Annotated in this window: 20 protein-coding genes and 1 pseudogene; 8 read left to right on the top strand and 13 right to left on the bottom strand. The window is 66.4% G+C overall.

Features of this window, described 5'->3' with window-relative positions; all coding sequences use genetic code 11:
• Positions 1-12: 12 nt before the first annotated feature.
• The 11 genes and pseudogenes from G335_RS0100210 to G335_RS0100160 form a co-directional block, all read right to left on the bottom strand.
• A complete protein-coding gene (locus tag G335_RS0100210; RefSeq protein WP_018175551.1) occupies positions 13-1,908 on the bottom strand; it encodes an XrtA/PEP-CTERM system amidotransferase in 1,896 nt (631 codons plus the stop codon).
• A 249-nt stretch (positions 1,909-2,157) separates the two neighbouring features.
• On the bottom strand, positions 2,158-3,282 hold the full coding sequence (locus G335_RS0100205; protein ID WP_026304728.1) for a TIGR03088 family PEP-CTERM/XrtA system glycosyltransferase: 1,125 nt from the start codon (positions 3,280-3,282) through the stop codon (positions 2,158-2,160).
• 47 nt (positions 3,283-3,329) lie between these two features.
• Positions 3,330-4,880, bottom strand: a complete 1,551-nt coding sequence (xrtA, locus tag G335_RS0100200) for an exosortase A (RefSeq protein WP_018169312.1) — start codon at positions 4,878-4,880, stop codon at positions 3,330-3,332.
• Positions 4,870-6,120, bottom strand: coding sequence for a TIGR03087 family PEP-CTERM/XrtA system glycosyltransferase (locus G335_RS0100195; RefSeq protein WP_018175549.1), 1,251 nt, complete (start codon positions 6,118-6,120; stop codon positions 4,870-4,872). The genes xrtA and G335_RS0100195 overlap by 11 nt, the downstream gene beginning before the upstream one ends.
• Before the next feature lie 50 nt (positions 6,121-6,170).
• Positions 6,171-6,449 (bottom strand): annotated as a pseudogene (locus G335_RS0100190) (GxxExxY protein); the annotation flags it as partial.
• A 77-nt stretch (positions 6,450-6,526) separates the two neighbouring features.
• On the bottom strand, positions 6,527-7,594 hold the full coding sequence (locus G335_RS0100185; protein ID WP_018175547.1) for a FemAB family XrtA/PEP-CTERM system-associated protein: 1,068 nt from the start codon (positions 7,592-7,594) through the stop codon (positions 6,527-6,529).
• Positions 7,578-8,483: an XrtA system polysaccharide deacetylase gene (locus tag G335_RS0100180; RefSeq protein WP_018175546.1), complete on the bottom strand. Its 906-nt coding sequence runs from the start codon at positions 8,481-8,483 to the stop codon at positions 7,578-7,580. The genes G335_RS0100185 and G335_RS0100180 overlap by 17 nt, the downstream gene beginning before the upstream one ends.
• A gap of 15 nt (positions 8,484-8,498) precedes the next feature.
• Positions 8,499-9,578, bottom strand: a complete 1,080-nt coding sequence (locus G335_RS0100175) for an XrtA/PEP-CTERM system-associated ATPase (RefSeq protein ID WP_018169317.1) — start codon at positions 9,576-9,578, stop codon at positions 8,499-8,501.
• Positions 9,579-9,581: 3 nt separating this feature from the next.
• On the bottom strand, positions 9,582-11,057 hold the full coding sequence (locus G335_RS0100170) for a TIGR03016 family PEP-CTERM system-associated outer membrane protein (RefSeq protein WP_018175545.1): 1,476 nt from the start codon (positions 11,055-11,057) through the stop codon (positions 9,582-9,584).
• Positions 11,058-11,079: 22 nt separating this feature from the next.
• A complete protein-coding gene (locus G335_RS0100165; RefSeq protein ID WP_018175544.1) occupies positions 11,080-11,976 on the bottom strand; it encodes an XrtA-associated tyrosine autokinase in 897 nt (298 codons plus the stop codon).
• Positions 11,977-12,091: 115 nt separating this feature from the next.
• Positions 12,092-13,612: an XrtA system polysaccharide chain length determinant gene (locus G335_RS0100160; protein ID WP_018144836.1), complete on the bottom strand. Its 1,521-nt coding sequence runs from the start codon at positions 13,610-13,612 to the stop codon at positions 12,092-12,094.
• A gap of 367 nt (positions 13,613-13,979) precedes the next feature.
• Here G335_RS0100160 and G335_RS0100155 point away from each other — a divergent pair, with 367 nt between their 5' ends.
• The 8 genes from G335_RS0100155 to G335_RS0100120 all read left to right on the top strand — a co-directional run bounded on the left by G335_RS0100155 (position 13,980) and on the right by G335_RS0100120 (position 23,391).
• On the top strand, positions 13,980-14,552 hold the full coding sequence (locus tag G335_RS0100155) for a PilZ domain-containing protein (RefSeq protein WP_018144837.1): 573 nt from the start codon (positions 13,980-13,982) through the stop codon (positions 14,550-14,552).
• Between the two features lie 128 nt (positions 14,553-14,680).
• A complete protein-coding gene (locus G335_RS0100150) occupies positions 14,681-15,397 on the top strand; it encodes an acyl-homoserine-lactone synthase (protein ID WP_018144838.1) in 717 nt (238 codons plus the stop codon).
• 2 nt (positions 15,398-15,399) lie between these two features.
• Complete coding sequence (locus G335_RS0100145; RefSeq protein WP_018175543.1) at positions 15,400-16,278, top strand: PEP-CTERM/exosortase system-associated acyltransferase; 879 nt, start codon at positions 15,400-15,402, stop codon at positions 16,276-16,278.
• Positions 16,275-17,177, top strand: a complete 903-nt coding sequence (locus tag G335_RS0100140; RefSeq protein WP_018175542.1) for a ThiF family adenylyltransferase — start codon at positions 16,275-16,277, stop codon at positions 17,175-17,177. Before G335_RS0100145 ends, G335_RS0100140 begins: the two co-directional genes overlap by 4 nt.
• A 4-nt stretch (positions 17,178-17,181) precedes the next feature.
• Positions 17,182-17,997, top strand: a complete 816-nt coding sequence (locus G335_RS0100135) for an outer membrane lipoprotein-sorting protein (protein WP_026304727.1) — start codon at positions 17,182-17,184, stop codon at positions 17,995-17,997.
• Positions 17,975-19,687, top strand: a complete 1,713-nt coding sequence (locus G335_RS0100130) for a LysM peptidoglycan-binding domain-containing protein (RefSeq protein WP_018175540.1) — start codon at positions 17,975-17,977, stop codon at positions 19,685-19,687. Before G335_RS0100135 ends, G335_RS0100130 begins: the two co-directional genes overlap by 23 nt.
• Entirely contained in the window at positions 19,687-21,945 is a 2,259-nt protein-coding gene (locus G335_RS0100125) for an RND family transporter (protein ID WP_018144843.1), read from the top strand. Before G335_RS0100130 ends, G335_RS0100125 begins: the two co-directional genes overlap by 1 nt.
• Positions 21,946-22,428: 483 nt before the next feature.
• Positions 22,429-23,391 (top strand): PEP-CTERM sorting domain-containing protein, encoded by a 963-nt coding sequence (locus G335_RS0100120; RefSeq protein ID WP_026182054.1) that lies wholly within the window; start codon positions 22,429-22,431, stop codon positions 23,389-23,391.
• Here the strand turns inward: G335_RS0100120 and G335_RS13460 are convergent.
• Together G335_RS13460 and prsR are read right to left on the bottom strand one after the other, a co-directional pair.
• A complete protein-coding gene (locus tag G335_RS13460; protein WP_231368430.1) occupies positions 23,373-25,142 on the bottom strand; it encodes a tetratricopeptide repeat protein in 1,770 nt (589 codons plus the stop codon). The two genes, G335_RS0100120 and G335_RS13460, sit on opposite strands and share 19 nt — an antisense overlap.
• 11 nt (positions 25,143-25,153) lie before the next feature.
• Entirely contained in the window at positions 25,154-26,491 is a 1,338-nt protein-coding gene (prsR, locus tag G335_RS0100110; RefSeq protein WP_018144846.1) for a PEP-CTERM-box response regulator transcription factor, read from the bottom strand.
• Positions 26,492-26,519: the final 28 nt, after the last annotated feature.

The raw sequence follows: 26,519 nt of genomic DNA, 5'->3' as shown, positions 1-26,519 counted from the left end.
GCCACCCCCGCATCAGGCCGTCGACCGGGCCAGGAAGCCCTCGAACATCAACAGCGACCACAGGGCCGGGCTGTGGTCGCGGGCGCCACTGGTGTGCTGGTCCACGAGGGTCTTGAGATAGTCCATGTCGAAGATGCCGGAGTCGGCGATGCGCGGCCCCAGCACCTGCGCCCGCATGCGTTCACGCAGCGGTCCGCGAAACCACTCGGCGACCGGGACGGCGAAGCCCTTCTTGCGCCGATAGAGGATTTCCTCCGGCAGGTAGGGCTCCATGGCCTTTTTCAGCACGTACTTGCCCTCCGTCCCCCGCAGCTTGAGATCCGGGGGCAGGCCCGAGGTCCACTCGACCAGCTGGTGGTCGAGCAGGGGCACCCGGACCTCCAGCGAATGCGCCATGCTCGCGCGGTCGACCTTGGTCAGGATGTCGCCCGGCAGGTAGGTCTTCATGTCCAGGTACTGCACCAGCGACAGCGGGTGCTCGGTGGGAGCGCGCGCCGCATGCCGACGCAGGACCTCCACCGCGCTGTAGCCCTGAAGCGAGCGCCGGAACGCTGGCGAAAACAGGTGCGCGCGCAGATCGTCGCGCAGGATGGATACCCCCTGGAAATAGCCCTCGACCGAGTCCCGCGCCAGGGCCTGGAAGGTGGCGCGGGCGCGGAACGGGCGCGGTGCCCAGTCGGCCTTGGGATACCACCGCGCCAGGGTCCCGAACACGGCCCGCCGAAGCCCCAGGGGCAGCGGCGCGCGCAGGCGTTCCTCCGCCAGGTGATGGCGATAGCGCCGATAGCCGGCCAGGTTCTCGTCGCCGCCGTCCCCGGACAGCGCAACCACGACCTGCTGGCGTGCCTGTTCGCAGACCCGATAGGTCGGCAGCGCGGAACTGTCGGCAAACGGTTCATCGTAGAGCCCGCTCAGGCGGTCCAGCAGCGCAAAGTCGTCGGGATCGACCTCCTGCGTGCGGTGATCCGTGTGGTAGCGCTCGGCGACCATCCGCGCGTAGCGGGATTCGTCGTAGGCCGGATCGGCGAAGCCGATGGAACTGGTGCGCACCGGGTCGTCGGACAGACCCGCCATCATCGCGACCACCGCGCTGGAGTCCACCCCGCCCGAGAGGAAGGCCCCCAGCGGGACCTCCGCGACCATGCGGACGTCCACTGCCTCGCGCAGGCGCGCCGTGAGTTCCTCCGCGGCGCTGTCGGCATCCGCCACACCACTGTCGCCGAACGGGATGTCCCAGTATTCGCGCGGCTCGCTCAGGTTGCCCTGTCCGCGGCGCACGGTCAGCGTGTGGCCGGGCGGCAGCTTGTGCACGCCCCGGAAGATACTGCGCGGCTCCGGCACGTAACCGAAGGCGAAATAGTCCTCCACCGCATGCGGGTCCATATGTCGCGGCATCCCCGGATGCGCCATCAACGCCTTGAGCTCCGAGCCGAAGATCAGGTGCCCGTCCGCCAGCGCACTGTAGTACAGCGGCTTGATCCCCAGGCGGTCGCGGGCGAGGAACAGGGTGTCGCGATTGCGATCCCAGACGGCGAACGCGAACATGCCACGAAAGCGCTGTACGCAGGCCTCGCCCCACTCCTCCCAGGCATGCACGATCACTTCGGTATCGCAGTGGGAGCGGAACCGGTGCCCCGCCTGCTGCAACTCGGCGGTCAACTCCGGGAAGTTGTAGATCTCGCCGTTGTAGGTCACAACGACGGTCTCGTCTTCGTTGAACAGCGGCTGCTGCCCGCCGGAGAGGTCGATGATCGACAGGCGACGATGCGCCAGCCCGACGCCCGGCTCCAGGTGCACACCCCCCTCGTCCGGACCGCGGTGAAACTGGGTCTCGTTCATCGCCTCCAGCAGGGACCGATTGATCGGCTGCCGGTCGCGCAGATCGAAGATGCCGGTAATGCCGCACATGTCGGGTTCCTGATCGCTTCCTTGCCGAGGCCAAGTGACGCCGGACGGTACCCCCGGGGAGGCCCTGATCGGGGCAAGCCCCGCCGCACCATCACGGAAAATTCAGCATAAACGACAACCCCGCCGCGGACCGACCGCGATACGCGCCACAGGGCCCCTGGCGTTAGCGCCGGAACTAACGGCGGCGCCGACCCGCGTTCTGTGCCGCCAAGGTAGGCGCTGATCCATCCACGCAGTCGCGTCGATGGATCAGCATCTACCTAACACCCGGTCGTACACCCCCATGTACCCCGCGACCATCGCGTCCATGCTGAACTCCGCCTCGGCCCGCGCACGAGCGGCCACACCTTGCCGTGCGGTCCGTGCCGGGTCGCCGGGATAGGCCATCAGCGCGGCCGCAATCGCGTCCGGATCGCCCGCCGGGACCAGCACCCCGGTCACCCCCGGCTGGACGAGGTCCGGGTTCCCCCCGACATCCGTCGCGACCACCGGGAGCCCGGTGGCCATCGCCTCGAGGATGGTGTTGCAGATGCCTTCGGCCAGCGAGGGAAGGACGAAGAGGTCCAGCGCCCGCAGGCAGTCGGGGATATCCTCCCGGGCACCGGGGATCCAGGCCTGGCCGGCCACCCCGGACTGCTCCAGCAGCTGGCGGACCTCCCCGCGCAGCGGGCCGTCCCCGATCATCGCCAGACGCAGGCGCGGAAATTCCGTCGGCATCCGTTCGCGCAGTGCGACAAAGGCCCGTGCCAGGTCCAGCGGCGCCTTGACCGCCTGCATGCGCATGACCGAGCCGATCACGAAGGTGCCGGGGCCCCGGAAGCCCTCTGGAAACGGGGGCACGAACGCCTCTGACGTTGGTGCGAAACGGCCGGTATCCACACCATTGAAGATGTGCGAAAGACGCGCTGTGGGCACCCCGATCGCATCCCGCAGGTATCCCTTTTGATGCTGCGAAAGGGCAATGTAGTGTCGGACCAGTGGCCGCATCAGCCGGCGCAATCGGCGGTTGCGGTCGCGCGTGCCGTCCAGGTCGCCGACATCCCAACCGTGTTCGCCATGCACGCGCGCGCGCACGCCGGATAGCGCGGCGGTCACCTGCGCCTCCAGCGTGCCGAAGTTCCGGGTATGGACGATATCCGGTTGCAGGGCACGCAGCAGTCGCCATAGGCGAACGTGGACCTGCGGGTCCTTGCCTTCGCGCTTGTGCAGGGCATGCAGACTGACATCGTCGCGCCGGATGCGCAGGCGAAAATCGGTGTAGTCCGTCATGCAGATGATGGCGTGCCGGAAGCGGTCCGCGGGCATGTGGTTGATCAGGTTGACCAGCCCGTTCTCCATCCCGCCGATGTCCAGGCGATGGATGATATGCGCCACGCAGGGTCGCGGGTCACCATCCCGGACGGTCTTGGCGGATGCGCCCGTCACTGTCGCGCGACAGCGGCGAGCTGCTCGAGGAGCTCGGGCAGGACGTCGGCCGCATAGGCCTGTAGCGTCGCCTCCTCTTCCCCGGGCTCGGAGCCATAGGGCACATAGAGCACGACCAGGGCCGCGTCATCGCGGCCTCCCACCAGGCGGTTCAGCGCCTCGCGAGCCTTGACCGTATGCGGCAACGTGGTCAGCTGGCCGTCCACCCAATACCAGCGCCAGACCAGCAGTTGCTGCCCGGGCCCATGCAACAGGAAACGTTCGGGATTGGGGTAACCGTCGACCGTGGCCTGCCCGCGATGGGATTGCGACCAGGACCCCACGCGGTGACGCCCGGCCAGGGTATTGCTCCAGCCCACCATGTTCCCGTAATGGTGCTGTTCGCGGTAGAACAGCACGTGCATGCCCACCGGCGGCCCGCCATATTCCGCCGTGACGAGGCCACCCCGGCCATCGCGGGCGCCGCGATAACCCGGCTCCCAGGCATCGGCCTGATCCTCCAGCACCCGCCAGCCGGGCGGGGCCAACGGGCCCACGCCCAGACCCGCCACCGGACCGAGATCACGCTGGTTCATCCAATCCGCATACAGCGGGGCCACGCTGGCCAGCACCACCGCCAGCAGGGCCGCCACGGCGAACGGTCCGGCCTGCAACGAGCGTCGCTGTTTCGGCGTGTGCACGCGTGCGGTGGGCGGGTCCATATCTTCGCGCCAGAAGGCCCCGATCCCGAACATCAGCGCAATGACCACCCCGAAGAAGATCCACCCATAGATCAGGTGATCGACCCCGGCCGCATACTCCATGTCGCTCAGATGACCAATCATCACGATCATGTAGGCCCGCAGGCCATTGGCGACGATCGGCACCACGATGGAGACGCCGACAAACACGAGCCGCCGCCAGGGGCTGCGATACATGAGATAGGCGTACAGGGTACCGAGCGCGACCGACGCGATCAGATAGCGCACGCCACTGCAGGCCTCGACTACCGACCAGCGGCCCGTGGGCAGATCGAAATACAACCCGTCGCGATAGACCGGGATCCCGGTGAGCTGTACCGCCGTTACGGTGAAGTCCGCGGTGAAATCCATCAGCGGCGGCACCAGGAACTCACCGAACGGGACCGCGAACAGCAGGTACGCCAGAGGGAATTGCAAGCGCCAGGTGATCGCATTGCCCAGCACGAGCCAGAACAGCGCGGGGATCATCAGGACGGCCGCGAACTGACGCACGGACACCACATCCACCAGCTCTCCCGCCACCCAGACCAGCGAAAAGCCCAGCAAGGGCAACAGCGCCCACCAGGAAGGACGCGGCTCCAGGGCCAGCACCTCCTCGCGCTTGAGAAACAACAGAAACAGCACGATGGGGACAATCAGGAAACCATGAGCAAAGGTCTCCGAACGGTTCCAGACGGCCACAATGGATTCGAACGTCGGGTAGAACATCCATCCCAGCACGACCAAACCCAGCACCAGCACCGGCCCGGCCAGCCACCAGGACGAGCCGCGCACGGACGCCCGGATGTTGAGCGTTTCAGCGTCCATGGGCAGCCTCCGGGACCGGCTCGGCGCCGGGGACCCCGCCGGGGTGCAGGCGGAGAAACTCGCCCAGGTGCGCGAGATTGCGCGCCCAGTCATAGTCCGCCAGCACCCGGGTGCGCGCCGCGTGCCCGAGCGCCGGATCCGGTGCACGCAGATATCCGGAAACGGCCTGCAGAAACGCGCCCGGTTCGGCCTCGGCACGGATCACCTCGCGCCCAGCCATCGCGGTCAGGCCTTCCAGAGCCTGCGGGCTGGCCACGACCGGGCGCGCCAGGGCCATCGCCTCCAGGACCTTGTTCTGCACCCCACGGGCAATTCGCAGGGGTGCAATGACGACGGTCGCGTGCGCGATCCACGGTCGCACGTCGTCCACGAATCCGGTCACCGTGACACCGGGGCGATCCGCCAGCGCCATCACCTCCGGGGCCGGCCGGCTGCCAACGATGCAGAACTCCACACCGGGATGTTCGAGCCGCAGCGCAGGCAGGACGTGGTCGGCGAACCAGATCACGGCATCGACATTGGGCCAGTAATCCATCGCCCCCGAGAACACCACGGTGCGCACCCCCTCCGCATAGGGACCGGGTGCCGCAACCGCATCGGGCGAGAAGAAGGCGGCATCGACACCGTTGTTCAGGGCATGCACCCGGCCTGCCACTTCCGGTGCTTGCTCGCGAAAGGTGTCCGCCTCGGCCGGCGACACGAACAGGCTGGCGTCACTGGCCTGCGCGACCTGTCGCTCGTATGCCAGCAGCCGCCGCCCTTCGCGCCGATATATGGCGCTCATGGGCCAGCGCCGCGTCGGCGCATACTGCGTCCACTTGTCGGAATCCACGTCCACGAAGTCGACCACCCGGGTCAGCCCGCCCCCCTCCGGCAGGTACTGGGCCATCGCCGAGGAAAAGGCCAGGGCTCGGGCGACCGGCTGCCTTGCCAGCGTTGCACGGACCCAGCGCGCCAGTTCCCGGTCGCGATACCACGGCACGCTGAGCGCCTCGCCACTCAGCAAGCCGCTCAGGGCGCGCAACTGGGCACGGCGGCGCGGCAATGGACGGGCACAGACACTGGCGCACAGCCCTTCGAGTTCGGGCAGGTAGGCAGCGTCGGCCGGGTCATCGATGAACGTGCCGAGATGCACGCGATAGTGCTGCGCCAGATAGCGCAGGATGTGGTGCGAGCGGATCTTGTCCCCCTTGTTGGGCGGCCACGGAATCCGGTGCACCAGATACAACAGATCATCCATAAGGCTTGTTCACCACGAAGCTCGCGAAGGCACGAAGAAGGGCATTCAAATCAAAGAACCAGGCGTTTGAGGCCATCGTTGAGGCGCACGCTGTTGAAATGGATCAACAGGGCTTGCGCGCTATTCGCGAGTTTCATGTACCTGAGGGTTTGGGTCTCGTGAACCCGTTGCAGGTCATCCACACTTTTCAATTCCATCATCAGTCTGTCCTCGACCAGGATGTCGATACGGCATCCACAATCCAGCGTCTGCCCCTTGTAAGTGACGGGTATCGGAACCTGAGAGACGCAGGACAGGCCCGATTCCAGCATTTCGTGCACCCGGCAGTTCTCGTAAACCGACCTTCATGGTCAATCCGCCCTTGACCTGCTCAGTGTTCTCTTTGGCCCTGTGGTGAAAAGGCCCTTCAGCCGAGGGAGCGGGAGATCTTGGGGCCCAGCCAGTTGGCCACGGGCAGCGGCAGGCGCTGCCAGGCGGCGATGAAGTAGCGGTACTTCGGGTTGAGGGGATTGACGTCCGGCATCTCGCGGGCACGCACCAGGTCGTATTCGTAGTACAACGGCTGCGGCTCGAAGCCCCAGTTCTTCTTGAAGCTGAAAGACCCGGTATCGCGCTTGCTGCGGCCGAAATCGAATACCCGGTAGCCCGCCTCGCAGGCACGGCGCATCAGCTCCCAATAGAGGAAGTCGTAGCCCGCCACTTCGCGGGCGCGCGGGGTTCCCGCGCCGTAGTAGGGCAGCACCTCGTTGCGGAACCAGAAGCTGACCACGCTGGCGATCGCTTCGCCCTCATGCGTCACCGTCAGCACGTCGCAATCATCACCGAACACGTCGAGCAATTTGCGAAAGTAATTCGGGCCGAAGACCGGGGTCCCCATGCGCCGGACATTGGCCGCGTAAATCGGGTAGAAGCGGTCGATGTCATGTTCGACCTCGCTGACCAGGCCCGCCTTGATGCCCTTGCGCACCATGCGCCGCTGTTTGCGCGGGATCGCATTCATGTTCTCGTCGACATCCGGATCCAGAAGGCGGCGGAAGGTGAAGTAGAGCTCGCTCTTGGTCGGCCAGTCCGGGTGCCTCGGTTCGCGCTGGCGATACTCGAGATAATCAACATTCAGGCGGCGGGCGAGCTCCTGTGCTCGGGCATCCAGCGCCGCAGCCGCGCCGTCGGTGACTGCGGCCACACCACCGTAGACACAGAACGGCAGCGATGACAGCGAGTCCCCAAACAGACGGGAACGGATACGGGCCAGCGGCAGCACGCCCTGTATGGCGCCATCCACCTCGGCATAGAGGAAGTGCGTCTCGTGTCCGAACGCCTCGCGCAAAACGGTCGACCAGCCTGCGCGGTGGAAGAAGGTGGCCTGCGGACAGTTCTCCACGAACGCATCCCAGCGCGCATGGTCGGCCGCACACAGCTTCCGGACCTGCAGGGCACCGGTACCGCTGGCACGTTGATCAGGCGGTTCGTACATTGTCTTCCCCTGTCACTCTTGCATGGTCCCCGGGTGCCGCCAGTTCCGCGGCAAACACGCGGTCCATGCGATCCCAGCGAAAGTCCTGCAGAAGACGCTTCAGACGCGACTCCATCCGGTGCAGGTTCACGTAGTGCCGGAAACGGCTCCGCGCCCCGAGCCCGGACACCCGCGGCTGATCGGGATCGATCTCCCAGGGGTGGAAGTAGAAAACCGCCGGCATCCCGTCCCGTGCCCCGATACGCCGAAGGGCCCCGCGCGACATCACATAAGGCAGCAACCGGAAATAGCCGCCACCGGCCGCCGGGAGGTTGCGCCCGCCCATGCGGAGGGTCGCCGGGGGCAGCTCCAGGACCCCGGCAGGCATCGGGCGATGCGGGTGTCGCGGGGCCTTCGGCATACCGTAGTGATCGTGATGCACCGGGTAGATACTCGAGCTGTACTCCAGCCCCGCCTCGCGCAGCACCTCCAGCGCCCAGAGATTGCCCTCGCCGATCGAGAAGCTGGGCGCGCGATAGCCGCGGACCGGGGCTCCGGAGAGGTCTTCGAGGATGCGCTGGGCGCGCTCGATATCGGCGCGGAAGGCGGCGGGCGCCAGATCCGTGACCCGCTCGTGGCCGTAGCCGTGACTCGCCAGCTCATGGCCGGCGTCGACGATGCGGCGGATCGCGTGCGGGTAACGCTCGGCGATCCAGCCGAGGGTGAAGAAGGTCGCCTGCGCGCCGCTCTGATCGAACAGCTGGAGGATGCGATCAAGGTTGCGCTCGATGCGGCATTCGCGGGTGTCCCAGGTATCGCGCGGGATGCGCGGGGCCAGTGCCGAGACCTGGAAGTAATCCTCCACATCGACGGTCAGGGCGTTGGGCCGATCGGCACTTTGCGTCTGCATGTCAGGCCTCGGCCGCTACGACTGCGCGGCACTGGAAACGGGCGCCAGCGCCTCCGTTTCGTAGCCCTCGTCGCGCACGATCTTCAGCACCTCCTGGGTCGCCCGGAAGTTGACCAGGAGATTGCGCTCGATCCGCTGCAGGCGTTCCTCCAGTGCCTCGATATCCTGTTCGATCCGCAGCATGGAGACCTGGCTGGCCACCAGGCGATCATCCAGGCCGTCCGCCCCCGACCCGGCTTCGGGGCGTACCGTGGCAGCCGGCCCCTCATCCAGCAGGACCCCTTCCAGGTCTTCCTCGATCTCGTCGATCACCTGCTGCGCCCGCGCGGCATCCAGGTCGGTACATTCCTCCAGGTACCCCATCAGCAGCAGGCGGTCACAGAAGGTGTTTACCTTGCGCGGGATGCCGCTGGTGTAGTCGTGGATGCGCGCCCAGATGTCGTCGTCGAAATGCGGCCGCTCGTCCCAGCCGACCCGAGCGAGCCGGTGCTCGACGTAGGCCCGGGTATCGTCTGCGTCCATCGGCCCCAGGTGGTAGGTCGCGATCACCCGCTGGCGCAGCTGCTGCATGTCCTCGCTCCGCAGCAGGCGCCGGAATTCCGGCTGCCCGAGCAGGAAGCTCTGCAGCAGCGGCCCGTCCTCGCCCTGGAAATTGGAGAGCATGCGCAGCTCCTCAACGGCATCGGGGCCCAGGTTCTGCGCCTCGTCGACCACCAGCAGCGCGCGCTGGCCACGCGCCCGGGTATCGCGCAGGAAGGTCTCCAGACGGCGCAGCTGGCCGGCCTTGTGACTGGGAGCATCGTCCAGCCCGAACGCGAGACAGACCGAACGCAGCAAGTCTTCTGCATCCAGCTGGGTGCTGACCAACTGCGCCGCCACCAGGGGCTTGTCACTCAGGGTCTCGAACAGACTGCGCACCAACGTCGTCTTGCCGGCCCCGACCTCGCCGGTAATAACGATGAAGCCCTCCTCCAGCTGCACGCCGTATTCGAGATACGCCATCGCCCGACTATGGCCCTTGCTGGCATAGAAAAAACGCGGATCGGGGCTCAGGGCAAAGGGGCGGCCGGTGAAGCCGTAGAATTCTTCGTACATGCCTCAGAACTCCTTGGTCAGCGTGCCGATGATCGCGTTCTCGCGATACTCGTTGTCCGCGCTGTTCGACTCCCGACGCTGGTGCCGGACGGCCAGGCTCGCGGTGGTGTCCGGGGCCAGCTGACGGCTGACACTGGCACGCAGGTACCAGAGGTCGTCCTCGCGATCGCTGTCGGTAAAATCGGTCTGGGTGACGCCAGCGCTCACCAGGGACGTCGTACGCGGGCCATACCGCCATTGCCAGAAGGCATTGGCCCCGCGCTGGATCCGGTTGTCCTCGAACAGGCCGACATTGGTCTGGGTCTCGGATTCACGCTCGGTCTGCACCAGGTTGATCCCGAATACGCTGCGACCGGTGTCATAGCTCCAGCCCGCACGCCAGCTCCGCGTAAAGTAGTAGCCCTCGACGAACGCCTCGTCGCCCAGCTGCGGATTGAGGGCGAACAGGAAGATCTCCTCCAGGGTGTAGTTCTCCAGCAACTCGTCGATGGTCATGAACTGCGCATCCTCCGCCAACTGGGCAAAGGGGCCCTCACGCCGCTGCCGGGTCGAGCTCACCCCCTCGTCGTAGCTGAGGCGGTAGGTCGAGCGGCGACTGCGATGATTCACGGACAGCGCGCGGTTCTTGCCGAAATAGCGCTCGCCGTAACGCGCCTCGATGTTGGTGACCCGGGTCGGGGCCCAGCCTGCGCCGACCTGCCAGAAACTGCCGTCATCGTCTTCGCGGGTCGTCGCGTAATCATTGAAGTCCTCGCCCACCACGCCGAACAGACGCAGGGACCGCCCGAAACGATAGCCGAGCGTCCCGCTGACCTGCCCGAACTCGCCCTCCAGGCCATTGTCGAAGCGCTCCTCCTCGTAGAACCCGGCGACCTGCCAGAACGGGCGGTTGAAGGCAGCTCCGCTGTTGAGGACGTACTCGCCCCGGTGGAAGTCGCTGTCCTGGCGGTTGCTCTGGTGGTACAGGGTCGCGCCATAGGTGTAGCGGACCTCCTGCGTGGCGAAACTGCCGTAACGGGTCCGCAGCATCGGCGAGACGCTGTAGGCGGTGGTCTCCTGCAGGTTTCCGCGCGGGGTACTGCTACCGATGCCTACCGGGTCAAGGAGCGACGCCACCTGCTCGGTACGCGAGGCCCCGGCATTGACAAAGAAGGTGTCGTCCACCAGCTCCCAGTTGCTGCGCCCGCGCAGGGCGTGCGTCGTGCGCCCCTGGCGCGAGTCGTCGAGATAAAAGCGCGAGTTCAGGCGGTAATCGATACGGGTATCGCTGCGTGCGCCTTCCCCGCGCAGCGTAAATCCGGGGCTGACGGTACCGATCAGGTCCGCTTCCTCCTGGCCTCGCGGGGCCAGACGGGCGTTGTCGGTGACCTCGGCCGACACCGTGACCCGCGGGGTCAATGTCCACTCGACAGCCAGCGCACTTGCGGGCGATGCCAGCGCGACCACCGCCGTGCCGACCAGCCACCAGCGGGCCGGCAACGGCCGCCCCGGGCGCTGGAAGCTAGCGGGCCGAGGTGTCGGCGACATGATCACGCTCGATGCCATAGTAGCTACCCCCGTAATATTGACCGCCGATGCCGATACCGGGCGTCGCGCGGTTGAGGGAGGTGAGCACGACGCCGCAGGAATCCAGCTGATGCATGGCTCGCTCCACCGTGCTCGCCGGGGTGCGATCGGCCTCCACTACCATCACGACCTGCCCCATGTGCGTCGCCAGGACGCCCGGCTCGCTGGTGGCCAGCAGGGGCGGGGAGTCGAACAGGATGATGCGATCCTCGTACCGGTCATGCAGGTCATCGACCAGATCCCGCATCACGTCGCTCGCCAGGATCTCGGTCGAGCGTCCGTGGGGGCGGCCTGCCGGCAAAACGGTCAGGTTTTCCACGTTGGTTCGCAGCAGGACATCGCGGATCTGGATGTCGGGTTCGCTGAGGACATCCATGAGCCCGAGATCAGCGTGAAACCCAAGGGTGCGGGGGATAGCCGGTCGTGATACATCGGCATCCACCAGCAGCACGGTGCGCTCCAGCTCCATCGCCATGCTCAGGGCCAGATTTACGCTGGTGAAGGTCTTGCCTTCCCCTGGCAGGGAGCTAGTGATCATGATCAGCCGGCCCTTGGGCACACGCATCGCGGCATGACGCCCGAATGCATTGTTCAACAGGGGGCGTTTCATCATGCGGAACTCTTCCGCCACACTGGAACGCTGATCCCCCGGAACGATGAGTCCCTGCTTGCGCAGCCAGGCAAAATCGATGCTGACTTCCTGCGACACCGGCTCTCGCCAGCGTTCGGGCTCGCGCGTGGCGGCTTCGGGGGCGGCCGCCTGTTCGGCCGTTGTTTCAGGGACCGGCTGACGCGCCCGGTTCTTGTCCAGTGCCTTCTCGATAATGCTCATTATGCTGTCAGCCCCTTGCCGGCAACCGACTCCGTCGAGTCGGCCGGTTCCCTGAAAGATAGTCGGCACGCCACCGAATTGCCGGGGCATCCCATCCCGCACCTGCGCGGTTCCGTCATCGCAACAGCCCCAGGAGATCGTCCAGAAGGGCTTCCGATCCGGTCGCGTAAAGTCCCATAACCACGGCATATACCAGCACCAGCGCCCCCAATGCGGCGGTGAACACCATCAGCTCGGACAACCGGCGATGGCGGCTCATCGGCGTACGCACCCGCGAGACACTGCCCAGAACCGGGCGGCCGGTGACCGCCGCCAGCTGGTGGCTGCTACTGATCGTTCGGCGCAGCTGCGACAGCAGGAACGCAAAGCCGGTGCCCGCACCCAGACCGACCAGGAGTACGGCCGTGGCCAGCATGGGTCGATCCGGCGAGGCCGGGGCTGTGGGCTGACGCGGCGGCTCGAGCACACGGAAGTCGACCGCGTCGGTCTGGCTTTCGACGGCCCCCGACATCACCGCCTGCTCGCGGCGATCCTGCAACTGGCGATAGGAGTTGCGCATGACGTCGTAATTGCGGGTCAGGGAGGTCAGCTCGGACTCCACCGCCGGTGCGCGATCCACGTCGCCCTCCAGCCGCGCAACCCGGTCCTCGAATTCGGCGATCCGGGTCGTCAGTGACGCGATCTCGCTTTCGGTTTCGCTGATGGCATTTTGCAGTACCTCGTTACCGCTGCCCGGGCGCTGGATCGCCTGCGGGTTCTGCGTCTCTTGTTCACGACGCGCCTCCAGCTCCTCCAGAATGCGCCGTGACGAGACCAAATCCGGGTGCTCGTCGGTGTAGTGCAGACGCATCGAATCGATGCTTTGCTGCAGGTCGCTGATACGCCGATCCAGCTCCGCGTTCTCGTAACTCCCCGGTCCGCTTCCGGCTCGCCGCACGAGGGTTTGCAACCGGCTCTGCGCCTCCCGCTTTTGCAAGCGTGCTTGCTGCAGCTGGTCACGGGTGCGCTCGAGACGCGAGTAAAAGTTGCCGTCGCCGCTGAGGAAGCGCGCATTGTCGCGCTTGAACTGCTCGATCTTGGCCTCCTTCTCCTGCAGCTGCTGCTCGTAGTTCTCGAGCTGGCGTTCGATGAACGCCTGCGAGGTGGTGAGATCGAGGCGCGAGTCGCCCATGCCGCGAGCCATGAACAGATCGACCGTCTCGCGAACCACGCGATAGGCCACCTCGGGGTTTCCGTGACGGAAACTCACGCTGTAGATGTTGTCGCGCTCGCCGACGTCCAGCGTCAGCCGTGCGCGCAGCAACGCGATCTGGGCATCCAGGTTGGAGTTGCCGGTCAGAACGTCGAGGTCGCTCTCGCGGGCGATCTCCTCGAGGTTGTCACGACTGAACAGGGTACGGGTGATCATGAGCAGGCGCTGCTCGGTGTTCGGCCGCACCGTCATCCCGCGCAGCAGCGGATCCAGCACCGACTGGGTATTCACATAGACCCGGGCATCTGCCTGATAGGTATCGGGCAGGTTGTGGGCGTAGGCCCAGCCGCCCAGACAGACCAGCCATGCAATGGGCAGGATCCACCAGCGCTTGCGCCAAGTGGAGCGAACATGCTGCCAGAGCTCTTGAACGATCTTTTCCATACAACCCAGCTTCCCGCCGACCGCACCGGCGCCTAGTAGCGCTCGCGGGCCGATCTGCTAACAAATACCTGTCCCCCCGGACGCGCCTGCCTTGCGCCGGGACCCCCCGGGCTCGACACCGGCGTGCCGGCGAGGCCGGGTTGGGAGAAATCCCAGGTTCATTGAAGTGGGTTTGCCAGGGACTGTCCACAGATGTCGGGATTGTTTACAGCTGGCGAACTGACGGGCAAATCACGGCGCAGGCGACTCGCGCGAGGATGAGCGAATCCCTGTCATTTCTGTGTACTGGTACAGAGTTTGCTGCTGCACACACAGGGTAGAGTTTCACATCCGCAGCGGCCCCTGCACCGACCATCAAGGATCGCTGATGAGTCACGAAAAGTTGGCACTGGAGCTCGCGGACTTCTGGTTCCCCGCAATCGTGAACGAGACATGGGCAGAACGTCTCCGCATCCTCGACGAGATCCATGGCCAGCTATACCAGGACCTGGAAACCGCCGGGGAGTACGAACAGGTCTCCGCCAGCTTCGTCGCGGCGTTGATCAACCGGCTGGGGTCGCCCCCGATCACCGAACCGGCACAGGCACAGATCTACGCCGGATCGGCGGAGGAGCAGCACTGGGGCGCAGCCATCGCGTGGCAATTCGGCGAGGGACAAGAGGCCGACGAGGCCACTAGCGAGCAGAGGGAACGACGGCGCTGGCCGCGCGAGGCGGTCAACCTGCGCACGGAAATGTGGATCCAGGGACGGCCGGCTCACTGCCGTCTGATGGACATCTCGCGCTCCGGCGCGCGCGTCATGCCGCTGCGCTACCAGCCACGGCCACCGCCCGGGACCGCCATCCGGGTAATCGTGCCGAATGACGGCGCCCGCGACGGCGTCGTTGTGTTTTCCAGTCCACGGGGGGTCGGGCTGCAGTTCGCGAATGCCGCCGCCTGAAGCGAGCGGCTACTAATCTCCAACCCACGGGAGCAGACAGATGAATCACTGGACGACCATTCAGGCAGAAATCGCAAAAGCGTCCCCGCAACCGCTCGTCGCGTCCGATTTCGGACGCGCCCGATCAGATGGATAGCCCCGGCCGGATCCGCACCTACCTCGCCCGGTCGGAGGCCGCCCGACGCATTCATTACCGGCTGCGTTACGAGGTGTACTGCCGCGAAACCGGGTTCGAACCCGCCGAGCAGCACCCGGAGGGCATTGAGCGCGACGCCTACGACGAACATGCCGAACACTTCCTGATCAGCCACGAGGGTCGCCCGCCGGAAACGCGCTGGGTCGGCGCGATGCGCCTGATCCTCCCGGGCAAGCGCCCACTGCCGACCACGACAAACTGCCGACTGTTCCCGGAGGTGGAGGCCGACGCCGATGTTCCGGCAGTGGAAGTTTCGCGACTGATCGTACGCGGGGCCTCGCCCGAGGTGCTTTATCACCTGTGTCAGGCCTCGCAGGAATACGCACGACGGCATGGATACCTGCGCATGTTCTTTCTGGTGCGCCCGGCGCTCGCGCGACTGCTGCGATGCCATGGCTTGCCCGTCGAGGTCTGTGGCTCGCCACACCGGCATCGGGGCACACGCATACCCTGCCTGACGCACACGGACGAAGCGGGCGAGGCCCTGAAGGCCTGGCGGCAGCGATTGCAGCTTCCGGCACTTTCGGAAGTTCCGCACTACACTGCATGGGAGAGTCCCGGACCGGAATGCACGCCGCGCCATGCGGAAGCTCCCGAGCCATGGGGTCCGCCCTCGGATACGGCGGGGCTCGTAGCAGGAGGAAACTAGTCGTGGAAAGCGACTCGGTAGTCAGTGCGTTCAATCGGTACTTCGACCTCTCCACGCGCACCGGGCAAAGCCTGGAGGAGATCCAGCATCTTCGCTATCAGGTGTACTGCAAGGAGTTCGGCTTCGAGCGTGAAGAAGACTGCCCGGGGCACAAGGAGATCGACGAGTACGACACCCAGGCCTGGCACTGCCTGCTGGAACACAAGCCCAGCGCCATGGCGGCCGGGTGTGTGCGAGTGGTCCATGTCGACGCCCATGATTCGATCACGCAATTGCCGATGGAACGCCATTGCAGCGAGAGTTTTTTCGACAGCGCCTGGCGCCCCGACCGGCTGGACCGCGACAACATCTGCGAGGTATCCCGCCTCGCCGTCCACGGCATGTTTCGGCGGCGCCATGGCGAGACCGCCACACCGTTCGGCGACATCGAGGCACTGGAAATCTCGCCCGACCAGGTTCGCGTATTCCCGATCCTGGCGGTCAGCCTGTTCGTGGCCGCGACCCTGCTCTGCGTGCACCACCGCAAGCAGCATGCCTTTGCCATGATGGAGCCAGCACTCGCCCGCATCCTGCGCCACACCGGACTCGAGTTCACTCAAATTGGCGAGATCGTGCACTATCACGGCAAGCGCGCAGCGTTCTATATCGACTCCGGGGAGGCGTACGAAAGCATCCGGCAATCCAGTGCCCTGAGCGAGCTGTGCCGGCACGTGGAATCGACCCTGCTGCGCAGACCTCATCCACTCCCCGCCGCCACGCCGATGAAGGCCACCCGGCCACGCGTCGCCCCCATGCGCGCCGCGGGCTTGCCGGCCGCCGGACAGGCGTGGCGCCCGCGACCAACGAGGCCTGAAAATGGATACCACGGGTTGAGGAATTGAGCTCCGCCTTCGACTACCAGACGGCATTCGCCCGCACCGTCGGCTGGGTGACCACCAGCGAACTGCAGCGGATGCGTGGGGCGCGGATTGCAATCGCGGGCCTGGGCGGTGTTGGCGGTGCCCATCTGCTGACACTCGTACGCCTCGGGATCGGCCACTTCCGCATCGCCGATCCGGATATCTTCGAACTGCACAACATGAACCGCCAGGTTGGGGCGGCCCTGTCGCGCCTGGACCGGCCCAAGGTCGAGGTGCTGGAAGAGATGGCCCGGGACATCAACCCGGAGCTCGAGATCGACGCGTTCCCGCAGGGCATCAATCCGGGCAACCTCGATGCATTCCTCGCCGGCGTGGATGTCTATGTCGATGGCCTCGACTTCTTCGCCTTCGACATCCGGCGCCAGGTGTTCGCGGCCTGCGCCGAGCGCGGCATCCCGGCCGTCACGGTGGCGCCCCTCGGTATGGGGGCGGCGCTCCTGAACTTCCGTCCCGGCGGGATGAGCTTCGATGCCTACTTCGACCTGCACGACGGCCTGGACGACGAGGAGCTGGCGCTTCGTTTCATGATCGGCCTGGCCCCCGCCATGCTGCAGATGGGCTACCTGGCCGACCCGTCAGCCGTCGACCTGGCCGCGCGGCGCGGGCCCTCCACCCCCATGGCCTGCGACCTGTGCGCCGGCGTCATGGGAACCGAGGTGCTCAAGCTCTTGCTGGGCCGCGGGACGGTCACGTGGGCCCCGCGGGGCGTGCATTTCGATGCCTACCGCCAGCGCCTCGCGCGGACGTGGCGCCCGGGCGGCAATCGCAACCCGCTGCATCGCCTGCTGATCCGCATGGCCCGCAAGCGACTGCACGCCCAGCGCGCCCAACAGCGGGCCGCGACCCCGGGGGTACAATGACGCCATGATGAACCGAATCGCCATGTTCGCCGGCACGGCCCTGCTGCTGTCGGCCGCCGTCCTCCCCACCGCGGCCCTGGCCGAGGAATCCGCGGCACGCGATCTGGCGCGCGCGGTGCACGAACGCCCGGACGGCGACGACGCCGTCACCCGCGGGATCATGACCCTCACCGGCGGCGGCCGCCGCGAGCGGGTACGCGAAAGCTACGAATACCGCCTGGAAGGCGACGAGCCCGGCGCCAGCCGCAACCTCATCCGCTTCACCTCGCCGCGCAACATCGCCGACACCGCCATCCTGATCCACAACCACCCCGGGGGTAACGTCGATCAGTGGTTGTATCTCCCCGCCATCCAGCGCGAGCGCCGCATCAGCAGCGAGAACCGGGGCGGCAGCTTCGTGCAGTCGGAACTCTATTTCGAGGATCTGGAAGACCGCGAACCACACAAGGACCACCATCGCATCCTCGGCGAGGAAACCTACGAAGGGGCGCCCGTCACTATCCTCGAAAGCATCCCCGTGGACTCCGGCAACTCCGTCTACAGCAAGCGCGTCAGCTGGATCCACAAGGAGACCCTGCTGCCGCTGCGAATTGACCTGTACGAAGGGGGGGACGAACCGTCCAAACGCCTGGAGGTCCAGCGGATCGAGGACATCCAGGGCTACTGGACGGTCACCCGTAGCGCCATGACCGATCTCGCCAGCGACCGCACCACCATCCTCGAGGTCGAGGACGTGACCTACAACAGCGGCCTGCCGAGCGAGTTGTTCACCATCCGCGGCCTGTCGGACCCGAGCCTTGCGCGCCCCTATCGCCCATAACGCCGACGGCCTCCGGGCCGGGGGGCACCCCGCCCTGGCCCTCGCCGCGTTGCTGGTGCTGGGCCCCCTGCCCCTGGCGGCCGCCTCTCCGGGTCCCTATACGGTTCAGCCGGGCGACACCCTCTGGGACTTGGCCGCGCACCTGCGCCCGGACCAACACACCTCCATCCAGGAAACGGTCCGGCTTCTGTTCGAGCACAATCCGCACGCCTTCACCGGCGACGAACGCACCCTGCAGGTGGGCGCCGTCCTGTCGAGCCCGGATACCCCTGCCGGCCAGGCCAGGGCCGCCGACCCAGCGCACGCCGCACCTCCGCGAGACCCCCAGCCCACCGACTCGGCATCGGCGGACAGCGTGGCGGCCGCCCCCGGCGGCGAAACACGGCGCGAATTTGTATTTGGCGACAGGCCGGACGAGGACACAGAGGCGGAAACCGAAACCGGCACCTCCGCCTGGGACCTGCGCGTCGACGAGGCGATGGTCGAACTCGGGGTCCTGGGCACCTCCGGGCGCCCCGTGGATTACGTGCAGCACGGGCGCGCCGTGGTCAGCGCCCGGCGCAACCTGAACGAGGACTGGGACCTGCGCCTGGGCGCCCGCATGGACGTCCAGGCGCAACAGGGTGGCGACTATCCGCGCACGACGCGGGCCCGCGCCGACTACGACGAGAACTTCCTGCGTTACCGCGGCGACCGCACGCGCATCACGGTCGGCACCCAGCGCATCCTGTGGGGACGGGTGGACGAGATTCCACCCACCGACCGGCTCAGCACCAAGGATCTGACCCGCTTCGGGCTGGACCCCTACGGCGAACGCCGACGCGCGAATCCCGCCATCCGCGCGGAATTCTTCGAGGGGCCCTGGCACGCCGACCTGGTGTTCCTGCCCATCTTCCGGCCGGCGGAGCTGCCCGATCGCGACAGCCTCTGGCACCCGGTGGACCGCAACCGCGGCCGCCTGCTGGGGCTACCGCAGGACCCGGCACTGGCGCCCCTGATCGAACAGGCCACGCTCGACGACGATGTCTCCGGAAACGGCGGCGCCGGGGTGCGGCTGGGACGCTCCGGGCGGGGCGCCGACTTTGCCGTGACAATCCAGCGCGCCCGGCACTCGCAGCCCTACTACCGCTTCGATGGCGATACCCGCCAGGCCATCCTGACCGGCCAGCCCGCCGGGGACCCGACGCTGGAGGCCGTGCACCCGCGCACCTGGGTGGTCGGCGGCGACACCGCCTTTGCCACCGGCGCCTGGACCTGGCGGGCCGAGGCCGCCTGGCTCAGCGATGTGCCGGTCACCCGCGCGGACGATCTGCGCCAGACCACGGTGGAAGGCGTCGACTGGGTGATCGGTGCCGAGGGCTTCCCCGGGGACGGGGATTTCCGCATGACCACGCAACTGGCCGGCCAGCACCTGCTGAATGCCGGGGACATGCTGGATGCCCGGGAGAGCTACTTCCTGACCGGGGAACTGGAAAGCCCGTTCGGCGGCCACAACTGGCGCGCCCGCATGCGGTACTCGGTCGGCCTGAACCGGCGCGACATCTACCTGAACCCGGAACTCGCGTGGATTGCCCGCGAGCCCATGGAGTTCTATATCGGCCTGCACTGGCTGGACGGTGCCGAGGGTACCGCCGGGGGCTTCTATCGCGATAACCGCATGCTGGTAACGGGCTGGCGGGGTCAGTTCTGATGCGCTGGCTCCGAGGGCACCCCCTGCTCGCGCTGGGCATCCTGGCCCTTCTGATCCTCCTGCCCGGCCCCGTCCTGCTGCAGGTCAATCTGGACAACGCCCCAGAATCCTATTTCCCCGAGGACGCCCCGGCCGTCACCTTCGATCGTGAACTGCGCGAACGCTTCCCCCAGGATCAGGTGCTGGTCGGCCTGTTCACCGGAAGCGATCTGTTCGAGACGGACTTCCTGGAGCGCATCGATGCGCTGGCACAGGACATGGAGGCCGACCCGACCGTCGAACGGGTGCTGTCGGTCACCACCCTGGATCACATCCGGGCGACGGCGGACGGCTTCACGGTGGATCGTCTGGTCGACGGCCGGGCGCTGGACGAACGCACCCCGGAACAATGGCGCGAACGGGTGCTGCGCGATCGCTTCGCCCCCGGCCTGGTGGCCGGCACCGGAGGCGAGGCCCTCGCCGTGATCGTGCGCCCGCACGCCCTCGACAACAGCCTGCAACGCCTGCAACTGGAACGCCTGCTGCGCGACCGGATCGGCGCACATGACCTGGAAGACGAGCTGGCGGCCATTGCCGGACACATTGCCCTGGATGTCGCCCAGCTCCGGGCGATGGTCAAGGACCTCGCCTTCCTGGTTCCGGGCACCATGACCGTGAGCCTCCTGCTCCTGTGGTGGCTGTTCCGGCGTCCGCTGGTGGTCGTACTGTCCGCCGCCACCATCAGTGCGGTGACCGGCCCCGCGATCGCCCTACTGATCCTACTGGACCGCCCGTTCACGCTGATCTCCGCCATCCTGCCGCCGTTGCTGACGGCGCTCACGGTGGCGATGCTGATGCACTTCTTCAACGCCATGCTGCACGCCGCGCAACGCGGCCATCAGGGGCGCGCGCGCGTGGAAGCGGCGCTTGCCGCCGTGGCCCGGCCCACGTGGTTCATGGCGCTGACCACCGCGGCGGGGCTTGCCTCGCTGCAGGTCAGCAGCATCCGGCCGATCGAGACCTTTGGCCTGATCGGGGCCTTTGGCGTCCTCCTCGCCGCGGCGATTGTGCTGCTGCTGCTGCCGGCGATCATGGGACGCTGGGACCGCGGCGACTGGCTCACGCCCAAGCGCGGATTGCTCCTGCTCGACCGCGTGACCGCGCTGGCGGCACACCTGGCAATCCGCCGGGCTGGCTGGGTGCTGCTGGCCACGGCCATCCTCCTGGCCCTGGCGATCCCGCAGATCCGACACGTCGAGGTCGAGACCGATCTGTACGCCTTCTTTGACGACAACCACTCGATTACCCAGGCCACCCGCGCGGTGGAGAGCGAACTCTCCGGGGTGATGGCACTGGAGGTGGTGTTCGACGGCCCGGACTGGGACAGCCTCCAGGATCCGGGCCGACTGCAGGCGATCCAGCGCGTACAGCACTGGCTGGACCAGCGACCGGAGGTCGACTACAGCCTGTCCCTGCCGGACCTGGTCGCGGAGATGCACTGGGCCTTCAACGAGGAAGATCCGGACTACCGCCGGATCCCCGACGACCCCAACCTGGTCGCCCAGTACCTGTTCATCTACGACGGCCGCGATCTGTTCGATGCCGTGGACCGCGACTTCGAACGCAGCCGCATCCTGCTCAACCTGAACGCCCACGGCGCCCGGTCCATCAACGCGCTGATGGACGATCTGCGGGGGTATCTGGAGGCCAACCCACCGGCCGATCTCGAGTGGGACATGGCCGGCATGGCAAGGCTGTTTGCGGATCAGGAACGCCTGCTGATTCAAGGCCAGCTCCACAGCCTGTATGCCGTGGCAGCGATGATCACGCTGCTGATGCTGCTGATGTGGCGCTCCGTTCCCCTGACCCTCCTCAGCATGATCCCCAACCTGGCTCCGGTGGCGATGATCTTCGCCCTGATGGGCCTGCTGGGCATCTGGCTGGACATGGCCACGGCCATGATTGCCAGTGTCGCCATCGGGATCGCAGTGGACGACACCATCCACATCCTGCACAACTATCGCCAGCGCCGCGGGCGTGGCAGCCCGGTTGCCTGGGCCCTCGCCCGGAGCTTCCGCCGCAGCGGTCGCGCGATTACCGCCACCACCATCGTGCTGGTGGCTCAGTTCCTGCTGCTGGCGCTGTCCGACTTCCAGCCCACGGCCGCCTTTGGCTGGCTGACCGCCTTCGGGCTGATCGCGGCCCTGCTGTTCGACCTGCTGGTACTCCCCGCCATGCTGGTCGTCGCGCATCGACTGTCGCGGGCGCGTACCGCCTAGACCCGTCGCGCCCGCCAGACCCGACCGGTCTTTCGGTGTTCGCGTACCCCGCACATCACGCCCCCTCGCAAACGGCCCGTCGCCCCGGTCCTTTGCCGGTCCCAAGGGCCTCCCGTGGCCCGTTGTCGATAGGCTTTACAAGTAGCCATTTCCGGCAGGTCACTGATTTTATGGAACTTGTTGCCCATGGACCCCTGCCCATCGGCCTGAAGCCCCGAACCCACGCCAGCCTTCGTCGACCCCCTTTACAGTTCCGCCCCGAGATCGCGGGCAAACCACCCGCACACGGCGGCGAATGCAAAACCCGCCGCCAAGCCCCTTAAATATCTATCGCAACAACAATGGGTTATGAGCTATCAATTCTCAAGCCCAAGATTGGCACGGCATCTGCTTTGTAATAACTGCGACAGCAACAGACTCGGCCACCAGGCCAAACCCCGGCGATGGTTGAATCGTTTTAAATTGAGCATCAGGAGAAATACCTTGAACGCGAAAAAAGTACTTCTTGCTTCGCTCTGCGTCGGCATTTTCGCCGCAGGTGCGAGTACCGCGACGGCAGCGGAGGTGATCGACTTCGACATGAACCTCGACGCCACCGCAAACTACAGCGGATCGGTCGAAAACGTCCGCCGGATCCAGTTCGACCTGAACACTCAGACCTTCCAGTACATTCAGGACCCGAACAACCCGGTTCAGGTCGGCGATGTGTTCTATGACCGCGGGTACGGCGATGCCACGTCCTACCGAACCGTCACCAACGCGGCCGCACCCCAGTCCGGCGACATCCTTGGTAACGACTACTCCATGGGGCTCCTCTGGGACGAACTCCGCGGCGTGGTGACCGGCACCGATACAGTCGGCGGCAATTACGTCGTCAACGCCAACTACACCGCGGTAGGCACCGACAACTTCCAGCTGTTCATGTCCGGCGTGACGCCCGGTTTCGGTCAGGACTATGAAGCGGCGGCGGCACACTACAGCGCCGGCGAACAGGTCATGGAGATGGCCCTGAAGTCCGGCAACAGCATCCTGGAATTCGACAGCCAGGGCGGGGCCTTCATCGAGGGGACCTTCACCTTCGAATTCGAGGTGGTGAACGTGCTGCCGGGCTTCTGGTTTACCAGCGACGGCATCGACTTCGCCGACCTGCTGGAAGACGAAGAAGGCAATCCGACCTTCATCGTCTCCGCCTTCGCCAGCGCCGGCACCATCCAGGAACCGCCGCCGGAGACCTTCTTCGGTGACGATGCCAACAACGTGTACGGCGACACCCGCGAAGGCCAGTCCCTGTTCAGCGAAACCCAGTCCACCCACGATGGCAGCCTGCGCTTCGCAGTGCCGGAACCGGGCACCCTGGCGCTGATGGGCCTGTCCCTGCTGATCCTGGCCGGCTTCATCGGGGTCGGTGGCATCCGCCGCCGCTCCGCCTACCGCCAGGCCGCATAACCGACGCTAGAACGCTTTCTAGTCTTGATGGCCCTCCCCCCGGGGCATCGAGTTGAGGGCTCCCTTCGGGGAGCCCTTTTTTTGTTCCGCGATCCGCGGCCCGGTACTACCGCCCTCATGGACCCTAGTGCGAACCAGCCACCAACCGTCCAGTGTGCTGGTCCAATCATGGTGGGCACATCGATTGGTGGAATGATGAGCATGCGATCGAGGAGCTGGAGAAGCGTGCTGTCGGTTGCCCCCTCGTCGCCGTCCTGCAGGCTCAACGGACCGGCCGCTTCCGGCTGGAGCTCCTGCAGACGCTGTGCCCGCTCGAGTGCCTCGTCGTAGCGTCCTGTCTGCAACAGGTACAGCACCAGCGTGGTATCCACCTGCTGGGCCGAGGCCTCGCCGCCTCCGGCGGCGCGCAGCGCATCCAGACCTTCTTCCGTCTCCCCGCCCCGGAGCAGCGCCACCGCCAGCAATTCCTGGAGACCCTGCGAACCCGGGCTCGACGCCGCCGCGTCGCGCAACGCATCGATGCCGGCTTCGGAATCGCCGGCAACCAGCAGCAGTCGCCCGCGCAGCTCGGCCATGTCGGCCGGCTCGCCGGTGTAGTCACGGCTTGCCCGCTCCACGAACTGCAGGGCATCCTCCACGCGATCCTGTTCCAGATAGATCGCCGTCAGCGTACGAATGCCCTGCAGCGATCCGGGGCTCTCCTGAACATGACGATTGAGGTTGTGTTCGGACTGCTCCATGTTGCCGAGACTGCGATGAGCCAGGCCGAGGCCCAGAAGCGCCGGGCTGTAGGAGCGATTGCCGGCCAGGGCCTGCTCGAAACTCGCCCGCGCTTCGCTATGCCGCTCCTGCTCCATCAGGAGCATCCCGTCCAGATAATGCACGCCCGGATGCGACGAGCCGCCTTGCTTCAGGCCGTCGACATCCGCCCGCGCACCCTCGTAATCACCGGCATTCAGACGCACCATCGCCCGCGCCATGTGATCGCGCCCCGAGGCCGGGCGCACTTCGATGGCTCGACTGAAGGCCTCTTCCGCACCCTCGGGGTCGCCGGTGATGCGCCGATACTCGCCCAGGAGACTCCAGGCCTGTCCCAGCTCGGGCTGCAGGTCAAGGGCCCGCTCCAGGGATGCGATCGCGTGCTCGGCATCGCCCTGGGCCATCGACAGGTGGGCATGCGCCAGGGCCTGTAGCGGCTCCTGCTCGCGCTCTCCAATCTGCGCCAGCTCGCCTTCCGCCGCCTCGCGCTCGCCGACGGCCGCGAAGGCGACGGCCCGCAAGGCGTGCAGCCGCGGCCGCTCCTCCGCCGCCAGGTCCTCCGGCACCTCCTGCTCACGGATGCGCACAAGACGATCGGTCGCGAACCACGCCTCGGCCAGCGGCAACGCCACCTGAGCGTCCGGGATCCCGAGCGACTGCGCCCGCTCCAGCTGACGCAGCGCCTCCTCGGGGTTGTTCAACTGCAGGTACACCACCCCGAGCCTTTGCCGAGTGGCGGGGGCATCGGTATTCAGCTGCAGGGCATTGCGGTACTCGATGCGCGCGCCCTGGTAGTCGCCCTTCTCCTGCAGGGCCTGGGCGCGTTCGAGGTAGTCCTGTTCGCTGCCCGCCCCGATCTGGTCGCAGCCGGCCAGACCCACACCGGTGGCCAGCACCACGGCCAGGGCCAGGGGCTTCAGCCGCCCGTTCGGTATCCGGATGGGGCGGGGCCGGGCGAGCCCGGCGTCTTCTTGCATGTATCGGGTAGTCACTATGGTGCTCCTCATCTGAGCCCGTACTTGTCGAGCAGGCCGTAGAGCGTTGGACGGGTAATGCCGAGAGTGTCGGCTGCCTGGGCGATGTTGCCGTTCGTGCGCCCCATCGCCTTGATTACGGATTGATATTCGGCCCGGTCACGGGCCTCGCGCAGGCGCTCCGGCGGCGGATCCTGATCCCGGTCCTGCAAGCCGAGATCTTCCGCGGTCACCAGATTGCCGTCGGCCATGATTACGGCGCGCCGGATCAGGTTCTCCATCTCGCGCACGTTGCCGGGCCAGCTGTGGCCCTCGATCGCCCGCAGCGCATCGGCAGTGAAGCCGCGGCGGGGTTTGCCCTGCTCGCGGGCGAAGCGTTCCAGAAGCGCATGCGCCAACAGGGTTGCGTCACCCTGACGTTCGCGTACCGGGGGGATGTCGATGGCGATCTCGCTAATGCGATAGAACAGGTCCTCGCGAAAATCGCCCGAGCGGATCAGCGCCTGGAGGTCCTGATTGGTCGCACCGATGATGCGCACATCCACCGGGATCTCGTTGCGCCCGCCCAGACGCTCGACCGTGCGCTCCTGCAGAAAGCGCAGGAGCTTGGCCTGCAGGCTCTGCGGAAGATCGCCGATCTCGTCCAGGAACAACGTGCCCTTGTCGGCGTGTTCGATCTTGCCGATAGTCTGGCGGGTAGCACCGGTGAAGGCGCCCTTCTCGTAGCCGAACAGCTCGCTTTCCAGGAGGTTCTCGGGGATCGCGGCGCAGTTGATCGCAACAAAGCGCTCCTTGGCGCGGTTACTCAGGTCATGGACGGCGCGCGCCAGGACCTCCTTGCCGGTGCCGCTGTCACCCAGCAACAGCACCGTCGCGTCGGAGGGCGCCACGCGTTCCACCATGCGGCAGACCTGAAGCATGCGCGGATCCGCAGTGATGAGCCCGGACAGCGAAGAGACGCCGCCACGGGCCAGGCGCCGATTCTCCTCCTCGAGCTCGTACAGCCGCGCGGCGCGGTCCACGATCAGACGCAGGAGTTCGGCGTCCACGGGCTTGATATAGAAATCGTAGGCCCCCAGGGCAACGGCCTTCAGGGCGTTCTCGCGATCATCGTTGCCGGTGACCACGATCACCTTGACCCCGGGATTGAACGCCAGGATCTCCTCCAGGAGTGCCAGGCCCTCGGTGGCGTTTGCGGGGTCCGGGGGCAGACCCAGGTCCAGCGTGACCAGCTCGGGCTCGTGACGGCGCATGTGGGACATCGCGCTGGCACGATCCTGGGCCTGGAGGATCTCGTAGCCGTCCAGACACCAGCGCAACTGGCTTTGCAGGCCGGTGTCATCCTCGACAATCAGAAGCTTGAGCATCGACTCCATTACATTGCACCCGGCCCGG

The organism is Thioalkalivibrio sp. AKL8 (assembly GCF_000380525.1).
GTDB lineage: Bacteria > Pseudomonadota > Gammaproteobacteria > Ectothiorhodospirales > Ectothiorhodospiraceae > Thioalkalivibrio > Thioalkalivibrio versutus.
Note: the sequence above shows the minus strand (reverse complement) of the source record. Positions and strands in the feature narration are given on the sequence as shown.